This is a genomic window from Oceanobacillus rekensis (assembly GCF_002153375.1).
Classification (GTDB): Bacteria; Bacillota; Bacilli; order Bacillales; family Amphibacillaceae; genus Oceanobacillus; species Oceanobacillus rekensis.
Genome location: NZ_MTBQ01000006.1, coordinates 191,341 through 205,498, shown reverse-complemented (window position 1 = coordinate 205,498; position 14,158 = coordinate 191,341). Strand labels below are relative to the sequence as shown.

Annotated in this window: 17 protein-coding genes and 1 other annotated feature; of the genes, 5 read left to right on the top strand and 12 right to left on the bottom strand. The window is 37.1% G+C overall.

Features of this window, described 5'->3' with window-relative positions; translation table 11 throughout:
* Positions 1-115: 115 nt before the first annotated feature.
* Positions 116-1,441, top strand: coding sequence for a S1C family serine protease (locus tag BV906_RS15330; RefSeq protein WP_087974502.1), 1,326 nt, complete (start codon positions 116-118; stop codon positions 1,439-1,441).
* Positions 1,442-1,489: 48 nt separating this feature from the next.
* On the opposite strand, the gene BV906_RS15325 is transcribed toward BV906_RS15330, so the two are convergent.
* Positions 1,490-2,167, bottom strand: coding sequence for a TraR/DksA C4-type zinc finger protein (locus tag BV906_RS15325; RefSeq protein WP_087974501.1), 678 nt, complete (start codon positions 2,165-2,167; stop codon positions 1,490-1,492).
* Positions 2,168-2,389: 222 nt separating this feature from the next.
* Here BV906_RS15325 and BV906_RS15320 point away from each other — a divergent pair, with 222 nt between their 5' ends.
* Complete coding sequence (locus tag BV906_RS15320) at positions 2,390-3,292, top strand: NAD(P)-dependent oxidoreductase (protein WP_281254149.1); 903 nt, start codon at positions 2,390-2,392, stop codon at positions 3,290-3,292.
* A gap of 237 nt (positions 3,293-3,529) precedes the next feature.
* Here the strand turns inward: BV906_RS15320 and BV906_RS15315 are convergent, their stop codons facing one another.
* From BV906_RS15315 to BV906_RS15290, 6 genes are all read right to left on the bottom strand, one after another.
* Positions 3,530-3,829: a hypothetical protein gene (locus BV906_RS15315; protein ID WP_087974499.1), complete on the bottom strand. Its 300-nt coding sequence runs from the start codon at positions 3,827-3,829 to the stop codon at positions 3,530-3,532.
* A gap of 1 nt (position 3,830) precedes the next feature.
* Positions 3,831-4,520 (bottom strand): class I SAM-dependent methyltransferase, encoded by a 690-nt coding sequence (locus BV906_RS15310; RefSeq protein WP_087974498.1) that lies wholly within the window; start codon positions 4,518-4,520, stop codon positions 3,831-3,833.
* Between the two features lie 95 nt (positions 4,521-4,615).
* Positions 4,616-4,807 (bottom strand): cold shock domain-containing protein, encoded by a 192-nt coding sequence (locus BV906_RS15305; protein ID WP_087974497.1) that lies wholly within the window; start codon positions 4,805-4,807, stop codon positions 4,616-4,618.
* Between the two features lie 531 nt (positions 4,808-5,338).
* Entirely contained in the window at positions 5,339-5,770 is a 432-nt protein-coding gene (locus BV906_RS15300) for a spore coat protein (protein WP_087974496.1), read from the bottom strand.
* A 29-nt stretch (positions 5,771-5,799) separates the two neighbouring features.
* Positions 5,800-6,363, bottom strand: a complete 564-nt coding sequence (locus BV906_RS15295) for a spore coat protein (protein WP_087974495.1) — start codon at positions 6,361-6,363, stop codon at positions 5,800-5,802.
* A gap of 122 nt (positions 6,364-6,485) precedes the next feature.
* Entirely contained in the window at positions 6,486-6,713 is a 228-nt protein-coding gene (locus BV906_RS15290) for a spore coat protein (RefSeq protein ID WP_245844208.1), read from the bottom strand.
* A gap of 232 nt (positions 6,714-6,945) precedes the next feature.
* Here BV906_RS15290 and trhO point away from each other — a divergent pair, with 232 nt between their 5' ends.
* Positions 6,946-7,917: an oxygen-dependent tRNA uridine(34) hydroxylase TrhO gene (trhO, locus tag BV906_RS15285; protein WP_087974493.1), complete on the top strand. Its 972-nt coding sequence runs from the start codon at positions 6,946-6,948 to the stop codon at positions 7,915-7,917.
* Positions 7,918-8,231: 314 nt separating this feature from the next.
* A complete protein-coding gene (locus BV906_RS15280; protein ID WP_087974492.1) occupies positions 8,232-8,672 on the top strand; it encodes a general stress protein in 441 nt (146 codons plus the stop codon).
* A gap of 48 nt (positions 8,673-8,720) precedes the next feature.
* Here the strand turns inward: BV906_RS15280 and BV906_RS15275 are convergent, their stop codons facing one another.
* Positions 8,721-9,407 carry a hypothetical protein gene (locus BV906_RS15275; RefSeq protein ID WP_087974491.1) on the bottom strand — a complete coding sequence of 229 codons (687 nt, stop codon included), beginning with the start codon at positions 9,405-9,407 and terminating at the stop codon, positions 8,721-8,723.
* A 95-nt stretch (positions 9,408-9,502) separates the two neighbouring features.
* Here BV906_RS15275 and BV906_RS15270 point away from each other — a divergent pair, with 95 nt between their 5' ends.
* A complete protein-coding gene (locus tag BV906_RS15270) occupies positions 9,503-9,982 on the top strand; it encodes a glutathione peroxidase (RefSeq protein ID WP_087974490.1) in 480 nt (159 codons plus the stop codon).
* Positions 9,983-10,088: 106 nt separating this feature from the next.
* Here BV906_RS15270 and proS read toward each other — a convergent pair whose 3' ends face one another.
* From proS to BV906_RS15250, 4 genes are all read right to left on the bottom strand, one after another.
* Entirely contained in the window at positions 10,089-11,528 is a 1,440-nt protein-coding gene (proS, locus tag BV906_RS15265) for a proline--tRNA ligase (protein WP_087974489.1), read from the bottom strand.
* Between the two features lie 51 nt (positions 11,529-11,579).
* Positions 11,580-11,802 (bottom strand) — a binding site (T-box leader).
* Between the two features lie 71 nt (positions 11,803-11,873).
* Positions 11,874-12,707: a bifunctional hydroxymethylpyrimidine kinase/phosphomethylpyrimidine kinase gene (gene thiD, locus BV906_RS15260; RefSeq protein WP_087974488.1), complete on the bottom strand. Its 834-nt coding sequence runs from the start codon at positions 12,705-12,707 to the stop codon at positions 11,874-11,876.
* 31 nt (positions 12,708-12,738) lie between these two features.
* Entirely contained in the window at positions 12,739-13,224 is a 486-nt protein-coding gene (locus BV906_RS15255) for a DUF456 domain-containing protein (protein WP_087974487.1), read from the bottom strand.
* A gap of 204 nt (positions 13,225-13,428) precedes the next feature.
* Entirely contained in the window at positions 13,429-14,052 is a 624-nt protein-coding gene (locus BV906_RS15250) for a glycerol-3-phosphate acyltransferase (protein ID WP_087974486.1), read from the bottom strand.
* Between the last annotated feature and the right edge of the window lie 106 nt (positions 14,053-14,158).

Here is a 14,158-nt window from a genome sequence, read left to right as displayed (position 1 = left end):
AACTTTACAACATAACGTACAATTACACATTTTTTCCTTATTTATACCAAACCCATTCCGATTTAATCTTCTATTATTAGGGTAGAGCATAATAAAATGAAGAGGTGAATTACTTATGGATAATTATGAACAAAACGATCGTTCCCGGAGCAATAATGATACGGAACATCTTGAAGATGTACCCGAACCAGCTGGGGAAGCGGTAGATAGAGATAACCAGCAAGAGAACATATCCTCACAGGAGCAACCTCACGAGGAGAAAAGAAATAAAAAGGATAAAAGAAACTGGAAAGGCGGACTTTTCGGTGGGCTTATTGGTGGTGTGATAGCAGCTATCATTGTTGCTGTGTTATTCAGTTACAATATAATTCCGACAAACGATACAGTTGAAAATAACACTGACAACCCACAAAATGAATCGGCACCAAATGTTGTCAATACCCTTGCAGCGGAGGAGGCTGATGTCTCCACAAATATTAATGAAGTCGCCCAATCGGTTGTAGGTGTTGTGAATCTTAAGCAACAGAGTGTATGGACAGAAAGTCAGGAAGCAGGTACAGGATCAGGAATTATTTATAAGAAAGAAGATGGAAAGGCATATGTCGTTACGAACCAGCATGTCGTTGCTGGTGCAGAAGAAGTTGAAATTGTTCTGAGTGATGAGGAACGTATTCCAGCAACTGTTTTAGGCGAAGATTCTCTAACAGATTTAGCTGTATTACAAGTTGATGGTGAAAAAATAAATACAGTAGCAAATCTTGGTTCCTCCGGTGATTTACAAGTTGGTGAAACCGTGCTTGCCATTGGGAATCCATTAGGAATGAATTTTGCGAACACCGTGACAAAAGGAATTGTCAGTGGATTAGATCGCTCTGTTACCGTTGATACTAATAAAGACGGTCAGGCAGACTGGATTACAGAAGTCGTGCAGACAGATGCAGCGATTAACCCTGGTAATAGTGGAGGCGCTCTTGTCAATGCAGATGGTGAAGTTATCGGTATCAATTCCATGAAAATAGCGCAAGGGGCAGTAGAAGGCATTGGCTTTGCCATCCCGGTTGATGCGGCTCTTCCAATCATGGAACAGCTGGAAATGGAAGGTGAAGTGACACGTCCGCTGATAGGTATCAGTACTGTTTCTTTAAATCAAGTTCCCCCTCAATACCGATATGAAATAAATCTCCCCGATGATATCGAAGGAGGAATGGTCATTGCTGATGTCCAGCAGGGATCACCTGCAAACGCAGCAGGATTACAGCAATTTGATATCATTACAAAAATCAATGGTCAAGATATAACATCTATAGTGGAACTTAGAAAATATCTCTATTCTGAAGCAAATATAGGTGATAATTTAGAAGTGGAATATATACGTGATAGTGAACGTCAAACAACGAGCCTAAAGCTTCAAGAGATGGAGCAAGAGGCAGAACAACAATAAAATATTACTGATTCAAAAAGACTCCTGTCCCCTGAGGAGTCTTTTGATTTATTCTTCCAATCCTTCCTCTTTCTCATATTTATTATGATTTGGAGTTACCCCAGTATATTTCCCATTAATATCTGCTGCCAGAAAGTTTTCTACATCTTCTGTACCGCCTATTCTTTCATCACTATTGGGGAACATTTCATTATAATGTTCTCGATCTCCGTAAAAATCCGATGGTGTCTCAGACGTTCCATACCTGCTTACCTCCTGCCAAGCATCTTCTGCATCATATCCTACTTGCTCTTCAGCTGTGACTTCATCAGGATTAATGTTTGGGCTGAACACTTCCTCTTCAATTGTCCGGGGTTGTTCGAATGTATTACTTTTTGCGTGCTCGAGACATTTATCCGCCGTCGGATTAGCTTCTAATCGTTCATATGGAATATCCGCTCCACATGCGCTACAAATACCATAGGTACCCTCTTCTATCGCATGTAGTGCCTCATTAATATCTTCTAACTCACTTTCAGCATGCTCATTTAAGGCGAGATCCTTCCCACGCTCAAAAAGCTCTGTACCATGGTCTCCTGGATGGTTGTCATAATTTGATAATTCACCAATTGATTCTTGAGCAAATTCATATTTCATTCCAAAATGGTCCTGAACATGCTGAATTAACTCATTTTGCTGTTCCAATAAAGCAGATTTGCACCTGGATTGTTGCTTTTTAGTAATCACTAAAATATCCTCCTCCATTCACTTTTTGGGCCTAAAATTTGTAACTGATAATGTGCTATCTATACTATGTGTAAATGCTTTACAATGATTCCCGATTAACGTTCCCAAATCATGTAAAAATGGGGAATCTCATCCTCTAAGATAGGTCTAGAAAAATTTTCGTTCTTCCCGGTATATTTTACGATAAGAAGGACTTTTGACAGTTTTTGTAGAATAACTACTATATATCAAGCCAAAAGGGGATATAAATATATGCTTTCTAAAGAAGTTACAATTGGTTTTGTCGGTACTGGTGTAATGGGTAAAAGTATGGCAGCAAATCTAATGGATGCAGGTTATTCCGTAATCGTATATTCTCGTACAAAACAAAAAGCACAGGAATTACTCAAAAATGGAGCAGAATGGATGGATACCATTGCAAAACTTGCTTCATCCTCTGATATCATAATTACGATGGTCGGATATCCTTCAGATTTGGAGGATATCTATTATGGTGAATATGGAATTTTGGAAAGCGCCAAACCTGGTACATTTACTGTGGATATGACGACATCGAAACCATCTCTTGCAAAGGAAATTTATAAAAAGGCAAAAGAAAAGAATATATATGCATTGGATGCACCGGTTTCCGGAGGAGATATTGGAGCCAAAAGTGGAAAACTGGCTATCATGGTAGGTGGGGATGAAGAAGCATTTACCAATATTCTGCCACTTTTTGAGATAATGGGTGAAAATATTATATTACAAGGCAGTGCAGGGGCTGGCCAATATACGAAAATGGCAAATCAAATTACAATCGCATCTAATATGATTGGTGTGTGTGAGGCAATTATGTATGCCAAAAAGGCTGGTCTTGATCCAGAACGTGTCCTTCAAAGTATAGCAACTGGTGCTGCAGCAAGTTTTTCGCTTTCCAAGCTTGGCCCTCGAATGCTCGAGGGGGATTATGAACCTGGTTTCTACGTCAAACATTTCATTAAGGATATGACGATTGCATTGGAATCAGCAGAAGAACTTGGCTTAGTCACGCCAGGATTATCACTATCACTAAAATTGTATAAAGAACTCGCTGAAAAGGGAGGGGAAGATAGCGGTACACAAGCATTAATAAAGCTTTTTGAGTAAATAAGCAAAACTTCTTTCATAGATTTTGTTATCTGCCCCGTAATCGAGGTAAATTGCGGCGTAAGATAAACTTCGGCGACCGCTCTGGGAAAGGCACACGAAATCAGGTTTGAATTACAACCCATAAATGTGTCACCTTCAATGGTGGTCAAGAATTTTGGGTCCCATTATAGTCTAAAGTAATATTAATTATTACCAAATGCCTGCTTCTTAGGTGGAATTAAAAAAAGCGGGAGGCTATTTATCCCGCTTTTCGATATATTCCTGAACAATAAATGCTAAGTCATCATTGCCAAAAAGCTGTAACACATTTAAAACGGTTTGATCCGGAATATCTTCCGATTCATTCGCAGGAACGGTTAACTCATGCACTTCTTCCATCGTGCTGTTTGCAGCCTGATTTGGGTATGCTTCTTCATACAAAACTGCCGGATCCAATTTATGATTAATACACCATTGTGAATAAATGAGAATCATCATTCTTTCATCGTTCTGATAGTTCTCAATTACTTGCTTTTCCATTTCTTTTTTATCCATTTCATTCACCAACTTTTCTTAATAAAAATACCCACATAAAGGTTAATGCTTGTTTCAGTTTAATAGGTAAATCTTTGTAATGATTAATATGAACGCCTTCTTTATATACTCCAAAACCATCTACATCTTTCAGTTTAATATCGACTGCCAATGTATTAAATTCCCAGGGCATCATTGTGTTGCAGATTGCTTTTTCCCCTAATAGACGGGGATAACTATTTCCACGCGGTCCAGCAGTGGGGCCAAGTATACCAACATAAATAAGTCCATTAGGCTTCACGACACGTTTTAATTCTTTTAATGCATGAAGTGGGTCTTCCACCCATTCTAAAACATTAATTGCCATAATGGCATCAAAATAATTATCCTCAAACGGAATTTCATTAACATTCCCCTGCTGAAAGGAGATATTTTCCCCTTTCTTCAATCTCGACTTTGCCAGTTGGATCATTTCTTTGGAAAGGTCGACACCTGTTACATGATAACCTTCTCTATACAACTTGAAACTGCCATAACCATCTCCGCATCCAATATCCAGAACGGTACTTCCTGGCTTCAAATAATTAGATAACAATGGTACAATATCTTTTCTGCTCCCATTATCCCACATACTCCTGCTTTTTTGATTCCAGAAGGTTGCCCGGTTATCCCATTCGGTTTCCGCTTCTACTATCCAGTCAAATGAAGTCATACAAATCCCCGTTTCTATTCATTTTGTTATAGATAAGCATTTAACCAAAAAAAGACTTATCCCATTGAGGGACAAGTCTTTATAAATGCTATATATTACAGACGAGTAACGTTAGCAGCCTGTGGTCCGCGGTTACCTTCTACAATTTCAAATTCTTGACCTTCTTCAAGCGTCTTGAAACCTTCTGATTGGATTGCTGAGAAATGTACGAATACGTCATCTCCATCTTCGCGTTCGATAAAACCGAAACCTTTTTCTGCATTAAACCATTTTACTTTACCAGTCATTTAAATGACCTCCTTATACAATATCGTGCAAAGTAATTGAATCATAAATACTTTTACACCATCTTGAACAAGAATCGTAAAGTATTATTCAAACTTCAATTTCCATTGCTGTTTTAACTTTAACTAATTTCCGATAAAAATGCAAGCGTTTTTATATTAATTTTTGGAAAAAACTAATTAGCTTTTACCGCATAAATAAATGCGGTAAAAACGAATGATTATATCTTTCAATCTTGGCAGGAAAGGATAAGATTTCAAAGTTTAGATTAAGCAATCTAAGAAGACAATTGATGCTGTATGACAACAAAAAAGACATTAAAAACAAAAATACCCCAGCCAACTAAACCGGAGTATCGGGTATCATTAAATTATATTTTAAGGTTTACCAACAGTTTAAGAAATCCCCCATAATTAAGACGACCCTATTTTAAAAAAGACCGCAAAAACAAGTGGGAAAGAATCCGTTTTTAACAGATAATTTACTTTTCCCTGACATCTCTATTTGCTTTCTAATAATTAATCTACTATCTTTTAGAGTATATCCAAGCTCGCAACAATAGCTACAAGAATCTGTACTAACAACTGGATGTTAATTGCTATATCTGTGTCAGTTGTAGTGATATCAACATTTTTTGAACACTCAACAATTGTTTTTTGGCGATTGCTCTGTCTTGTTTTGGAAACTTGCTTGAAATCTTGCATGACATCCTTAGCCCGATCAGAATCCCCAATTGTAATACTAAGAACTACTGCGATGGCTACCTGAATACCAAGCTGCAGGGACACTGCTGCCTGTGTATCGGTTGTTCTAACATGAACACATTCAGAGTCCTTAATGATTATCCATTCATCTGATACTTGCTTAATGGAGTCGTGCTGTATAGCTTCTTGATCAACATCTGCATTGTCATGCTTATTATCATCACAATGATCTAAAGCACGCCATTCTTTAAGTCTTGTCATTCCATACACCTCTTTTCTACATTATTTTTTTATAAAATATCGACTATAATAATTAACGCTACTAATAACTGCAGCAGAACTTGGATATTGATTGCCAGGTCTGTATCTGTAGTTGTTACCGTTGCATCTTTTGTATTATAAATATAGATTTTTTGTTTATTAGATTGAGTCATATCGAATTGCTGCATTAACTCTTGTGATACGGCCTCGCTTTGGTCAGAGTCCCCAATTGTAATTCTAAGAACAAGTGCGATTGCCAGTTGTAATCCCGCTTGTAATGAAACCCCTGCTTGTGTGTCCGTAGTGTTAATTGTGATATCACAGGATTCTTTCACCCAAATTAATTCAGCTGACTCCTGCTCCATAAATGCATATTGTTCACCATCTTGGGAAACTGTTGCATCATCATGATCATTATCATTATTATTAAAATTGTAATCAAATTCCGATTCGTTTCTTGATTCATGTCTGCATTTCTCGTCACATTTATTACCGCAACTGCATCTGTATCGATCTTCGGTATCTAAAAAATATTGTTGTTTTCTGTTCCGACTATAGTCATTCGTATCTCTTGCACTTCTATAAACTGCCATTTTGACACTCCTTTCTTATGGTTATAGGATAATTTATGGTTTTTACAACTAGAAGATTGTACAGATGCACTAGTAACCTTAAAAATAGAGAAAACACCTATAGCTAGGTGTTTTCTCTATTTTTATTCATTTGTTGGATCCGAATTTTTTTTATTAAATTGATCAACCTGGTCCTTTAAGTCTTCCACCATCTCTTTTAGCATTTGTTTTTGCTCATCAGACAAATTCTTCTTTAATTCATCTGGTTTAATACCATTTTTTCTAAATATACTATCGACCATAAGATCAACTACTTTTTCAGGTACTCCTTGATTGGATGCATCACCCATATTCACTTCACCCACTTTCATTCAATATATTTTATACTATGGTATTTAACCAGAAGTTGACTATGCTCCTGTCTATAGGTGTTAGCGAAGTAGCTACTCAACAAGGGATTATTACAGGTTGATATTCTATTTTGAGGGTGTTATTGAAAAACTCTTTAAGGCGTGGTAAAATAATTTCTTGCAAGATAAAAAAATAAATATCGACTACCAACCATTTATATCTTGCAAATATGAATGAACAGGTGGTAATGAAATGGAAAGCAATCAAAATTATCAAGTTTTATTGTATTATAACTATGTGCATATTGAAGATCCAGAAAGCTACGCGGCTCAACATCTCGCATTTTGTAAAGACCTTGAATTAAAAGGCCGGATATTAGTAGCTGAGGAAGGAATCAATGGAACCGTTTCTGGAACGGTTGAACAAACAATTAAATACATGGATGCAATGCATAATGATCCACGCTTTGCTGATATGGTATTTAAAATCGACCCACACGAGGGCCATGCTTTCAAGAAAATGCATGTACGTCCACGTAAGGAATTGGTTACACTAAGATTGGAAGATGACATCAACCCACTTGTAACTACAGGTAAATATTTAGATCCGAAAGATTTCTACGAGGCAATGCAGGATGAAGATACAATTGTACTGGATGCCCGAAATGATTATGAATATGATCTCGGACATTTCCGTGGTGCTGTCCGCCCTGATGTTGAAACATTTCGTGACTTACCAGATTGGGTTCGCGAGAATAAGCATATTCTAGAAGGAAAAAAAGTTCTCACGTATTGTACAGGTGGTATTCGCTGTGAGAAATTCTCAGGCTGGCTTGTAAAAGAAGGCTTTGAAGATGTTGCTCAATTACATGGTGGCATTGTCACCTATGGTAAAGATCCAGCAGTTCAAGGTGACCTATGGGACGGGCAGTTATATGTATTTGACGAACGTATTGCCGTACCAGTTAATCAGAAAGAACACATTGTAGTCGGCGTTGATTATTTCGATGGACAGCCTTGTGAACGCTATGTAAACTGTGCAAACCCAGAATGTAACAAACAAATTCTCTGCTCAGAAGAAAATGAGCATAAATATATGCGCGGATGCACGCATAAATGCCGTGTAAGTCCCCGTAATATGTATATAAAAGAACAGAATCTGAACGAAGAAGAAGTTGAATCAAGACTGGCACTTCTCGGAGAAAGTTTACAGCAAGAAGTATAAACGAGCAAAAGCTTAAAGCTAGGTTAGCAACGTATGGACATATCCTTTAGCCGGCGGAGATATAGGAAACACAGTGAACGGTAGTAAACTGATGTTGAGTTAGATCACAGAGGTGAGCGAAGTCCGATACGCTTAAGTGCTGGAGCTGGAAGTGGCTGTTTATGTCAGTGAATAATTACTGCTAAACCTTTATCCATGCTTATTAAAAACGACCTTTATAGGTCGTTTTTTTGTGCCTTTTCCTATGTTTTAAATATATTCGTCCGGGAATATAACTTGTATAATCAAACAGAACTAACAGGAGGTAATTGTAAATGGCTAAACACATTATTGGTGCTTACAAATCTGAAGAAGAGGCTATACAGGCAATTAGCGAATTTAAACTGGCTGGTTATAAAACGGATGACCTGACTATTCTTATAAACCGCAATAGTAAAATGAAAAATAATAATTTGGAAAGTTATACCGATGTTAATATTGAAAAAGGTCCATATATTGAAGAAGATGCTTCATTCTGGGATAAGATTAAGAAATTATATACCGATGAAGGCTCCATGAATATATCACACCATGAACAATTAGTTAATTATGGCGTAAGTAAAGAAGATGCTGAAAAGTATACGACCAATGGTGAAAATTACAATTTGTATTTAATTACAGATAATCTATTAGACTTATCACCAAATGATAGTGCTTTTCACCATAATCCCAAATTATCTACTAATTTGGATGATAATATGAAAAAATCATTGTAAACTACGAAAGCCTATCCATATTTATGGATAGGCTTTCGTAGTTTATACCTACTTTTCAAAACGTACATGCCATTCATTACCAATTAGTTCCACGGAAACTCCACGGTATCCTGCCATTAATAATGATTGTTGCTGCTCGATATGCTCCATTTTAATATTTTGTACATCTAGCGTAATATCCGTTCGCGCTTCCCTATTCAAATCCCTTACGAATACATAACGCAGTTTTCCATCAAATTTTTCCTTTAACACGGCAATCTCCATACCTAAGGAAAATTTATCTTTTAAACTTGGAATATTAAAAGGAGCAACCGTTGCAAGTACATACCGAAAAAGTTTCCGATTTATATTATTCACTAATATTTCACCCATGTACGTTTGTAAACCATTTTTGCGAAAATCGGGATCTACATTGGATATCTCAGAATAAATGATAGTGGGAAAGACTTCCTCGCTCAACCCAATATCTGCACCCAGGCCTTCCTCATCATTTTCAGGTACTAGCATCGCCCGAAATGCTATCAGTTTTTCTTCTACAAAAACACCAATCATTAATGTCTCACCATTTAATATGTTGGTATACTCTTCAATCGTAAGTGGTTGTAAAACATCTGGTTCAGGTAAAGCCTTCACAACCTTACTTTGCAACTTTATTATGTTAGGTAAATCTTGTAAATTCAAATATCGAACATAAAACGTTTGTCCATTATGCAGTTTCCCTGTTGTTAAATACATACTTTTTTCCTATTCCTTTCACAAGTATATAATAGGTTGATATTTTGACTTGAATTTCTCATGTTGCTATACTTTCCATTTAAGGAGGAGTTTAAATGACTATTTACGATTTTACCGCGACTACCATACGAAATGACGAAAAATCCCTTTCCGATTTCAAAGGGAAGGTTTTATTGATTGTCAATACTGCAAGTGAGTGCGGATTCACGCCACAGTTAGAAGGATTACAAGAGCTATATAATAAATATAATAATCAAGGCTTAGAAATTTTGGGGTTCCCATGTAATCAATTCGGTAACCAAGAACCTGGTACAGACACAGAAATAGCGACTATTTGTCAAAGTAACTATGGAGTTAATTTCCCTATGTTCAGCAAGATTGACGTAAATGGTGAGAATGCACATCCATTATTCAAACATCTGACTTCCGAAAAAAAGGGCCTTTTGGGCGGGAATATTAAATGGAATTTCACAAAATTTTTAATAGATAAAGATGGTAATATCATTGACCGTTTTGCTCCTCAGAAAACACCTGAAAGTATTGAAAAAAACATTAAAAAATTACTGAACGTATAACAGCTTCTTGCAGTTTGCAACTAATCACTATCTTGCAGGTTTAGACGGGTTAGTCAACACAAGAGATGGACACTTATTACTAAAGTGTCCATTTCCTTTTTAAAAATTAATATGCTTTTGCCCAGTAAACCATTTCTTTCGCTTCTTTGCCACAGCATACACATGTATCTGCCACTTTTTCCTGTTCAAATGGAATACAGCGAGATGTTGCAGTTGTTTCTTCTTTAATCTTTTCCTCACACGCTACATCGCCACACCACATAGCTTTTAGGTATCCACCTTTTTGATCAAGCGTTTGTTTGAACTCATTCATATCCGTTGCAATGGTTGTCATTTCATTACGATGCTCCAATGCCTTAGCATATAAATTGGATTGAATTTCTTCCAATAATGTTGGGAGGCGCTCTTCCAGTTCACTAAGTGCAACAAATTCTTTTTCACCTGTATCACGGCGAACGAGAACAACTTGTTCTTTTTCAATATCTTTCGGTCCCATTTCAATACGAACAGGGATACCCTTCATTTCATATTCATTGAATTTCCAGCCCGGCATCTTATCGCTACCGTCGATATCAACACGAACTAGGGTCTGTAATTGATCACGCAATGCATATGCTTTATCAAGTACACCTTCTTTATGCTGTGCAATCGGTACAATCATTGCTTGTGTTGGAGCGATTCGCGGTGGTACGACTAATCCTCGGTTATCACCATGAACCATGATTAGTGCCCCCATAATACGTGTCGATAGTCCAAATGATGTTTGATGAACAAATTGACTTTTACCGTTTTCATCTAAATACGTTATATCAAATGCTTCTGCAAATCCGGTTCCAAAATGATGGGAAGTACCAGACTGCAATGCTTTTCCATCGTGCATTAAGCTTTCAATCGTTAGCGTGTATTTTGCACCCGCAAATTTTTCCTTATCGGTTTTGCGGCCTTTAAGTACCGGAATGGCAAGATAGTTTTCTACAAGATCAGCATACGTACGAAGATTATTCTCGGTTTCCTGTGATGCATCGTCATCTGTCGCATGTGCGGTATGGCCTTCCTGCCAGTGGAATTCAGATGAACGTAAGAACGGACGTGTTGTCTTTTCCCAGCGTACGACATTTGCCCATTGATTATACAACTTTGGCAAGTCGCGATAAGAATGAATATTTTTGGAATAATAGTCACAGAAAAGCACTTCCGATGTTGGACGGACAGCAATTCGTTCAGCTAGCTCATCTTCTCCACCATGTGTTACCCAAGCTACTTCCGGTGCAAAGCCTTCGACATGGTCTTTTTCTTTTTGCAAAAGGCTTTCAGGAATAAACATTGGGAATGCGACATTCGAATGACCTGTTTGTTTAATTTTACGATCCAGTTCATCTTTAATATTCTCCCAAATTGCATAACCATATGGCTTAATAATCATCGTTCCCCGTACTTGTCCATAATCAACCAAATCTGCCTGCTTCACTACATCTGTATACCACTGCGCGAAGTCATCCTCCATCGCAGTAATTTTTTCTACAAATTGTTTATTCTTTTTACCCAATATGAACACCCCAATTTTTCTTATTTAGACACAAAAAAATCCCCTAATCCGAAAAGGGACCGAGGTCTGGTGGTACCACCCTTGTTTACAGAGAATTTACCCCTGCACACTTTACTTCATAACGGTTATGAACCGCGCACATCCTACAGCACAAAGCCTTTCCGATGGCGAACTCCGAGGCAGGTTCCAATTCTAGTCTTTCGGAAATTCACACCAACCATTTCCTCTCTTAGAAAGACAAACAAATTGTACTAATCCTCTTCAATGTTTCGTATATGTACTAAATATATAGTGATGAAATTATAAAGTCAAGGACTACTAACAAAGGGAAGATATTATCCCTTTTTAGTTATCCTTCTCCACTATAATCTTATATGTCTCTCCATACTTTCGCTCTGCAGCATGATAGGTTGGCCCTACCTTCTCCGTATAGGAAAAACCATGTTCGATTGCCGTTGTAACAAAGCTTTTGGCCAAATGAACTGCTTCAATGACAGACTTCCCTTTTGATAAATAAGCAACAATTGCTGCAGAATAGGTGCACCCTGCTCCGCTCGTATTGACCGTATCAATTCTTGGTGCTGTAAAAGTAGTGATTGTCTCTCCATCATATAATACATCGACAGCTGGACCTTCTAATCTGCCACCTTTTACGAGCACATATTTAGTACCCAATGAACTGAGGTCAATTGCTGCCTGCTTTAGAGCCTCTACACTATTTATTATCCTGCCATCCAATAAAAAGGATGCTTCAGGTATATTAGGAGTAATAATGGTTGCCAACGGTATGAGACTTTTCTTCAATGCCTCAATTGCATCGTCCTCTAATAGCTTAGAATCTAATTTCCCTACCATTACAGGGTCAACAACGATATTTTCAATTGATGAATCATGAATCAAATCTGCTATAGTTTCAATTACTTCTTTTGAAAATAACATCCCCGTTTTCAAACCATCTGTACCAACTTGCTGTATTGCAGTTGCAAATTGGGCCTCGATTGCTTCAATTGTTTGGGGGTGGACATTTTTATTTGTTTCTGGATGACGGCCGACAATTGCTGTAACCACACTCATTCCGTAAATATCCAGTTCCTGAAATGTTTTCAAATCAGCTTGGATTCCCGCACTTCCACCAGCAGCAGAACCCGCTATTGTAATAACTCTAGATGGATAATTCATATGTCAAGATCCTTTCGTTTAGAGAACTCTATTAAAATAATACTAATACAAAGAACCAAATAATCATAACTAATTGAATGACAACTTTTGCAACGGAGCCACCTAAAAATCCGAAAAGCGAACCGATTGACGCTCGAAACGCTTCTTTTAACGTTCTTTTTTGTAATGATTCAATGATAAATACGGCAATAAATGGAACATAAATAATTCCAAATGGAGGTGTAATAAACGATCCGATAATAACAGCAATTGCCGCACCCCGCTCACCCCACTTGCTTCCACCATACTTTTTTACGAAATAGCTATTCGCAATGATATCTGCCACAATGAGCAGAACGGTAAATAGCACCATGACAATCCAAAATAATGTATTAAGTTCATTGCCATTCAAAACAAATTGATACAGTAAAAATCCAATCCATAATACGAGTACAGAGGGAACAATTGGAAATAGAATCCCTGCAAAGCTTAGTATAAATAATGCAATAATAATAATCCAAATTACAATATCCAGCATAATACCCTCCAATTACATCTTTAAAAACTAGGCTCTTGATAAATGTTTGGGACTACAGATTGATTAATCGTCCCATTGAAAAGAATTGTTGCTATTTTAACATCGTAGTTACTTCGTAGTTTATAGTTTTTGCGGTAGTAACAACAATTATTTTCGATAGGACGAGCAGTACGGAGTCCCAATCTTTATGAAAACTGCCAAATACTAAGATACTTTTTTACGAAACATACTCGATAGCTTCGTCTCTTCCCTATTTATTATACGTTTATAGTTTTCCATATGTTTCATAATACTTAATAAGGATAGCAGAACAACAATCAGTGTCGGTGGAATACCGAAAAAGAAATACGTGGTGACAAGAAATGAAAGGTACATAACGAGTACACCAATAACTAGATAATCTGTTGCAAATGTAAAGATCAATAAAAGCCCAATACCTATCAAAGCAATTTCCCAATCTATTGCAATTAGTGCGCCAACAAGCGATGCCGTCCCTTTTCCACCACTAAACTTCATAGTTATAGGATAGTTATGACCGATAATAACAAATAACGCTGTAATATAAATAAATAATGTTTGCTGACTGCCAACGATTCCACCTTCATTTAAAATATATAAGACTAATAAAAGCGCTAATGTTGCTTTGAAAATGTCAATCAGCGCAACTAAAATTCCATACTTCCATCCAAGCAAAATAGTAGTATTCGATGCACCAGCATTTTTTACTCCCGAATTTTTAATGTCTATCTTCTTCAATTTCCCCATCAGTTGCGAACCATGAATACAACCAAATAAATAGCCAATGAACCCAGATATTAGAAAGTACAAAATACTCACTCCCTTCCATACAGTATATTGGAAAATTCAGCCTATAGCCCTTTTTTCCAGCAAAGATTTCACGGACTTTATCATATTGGTTCTACATTACTTTTAC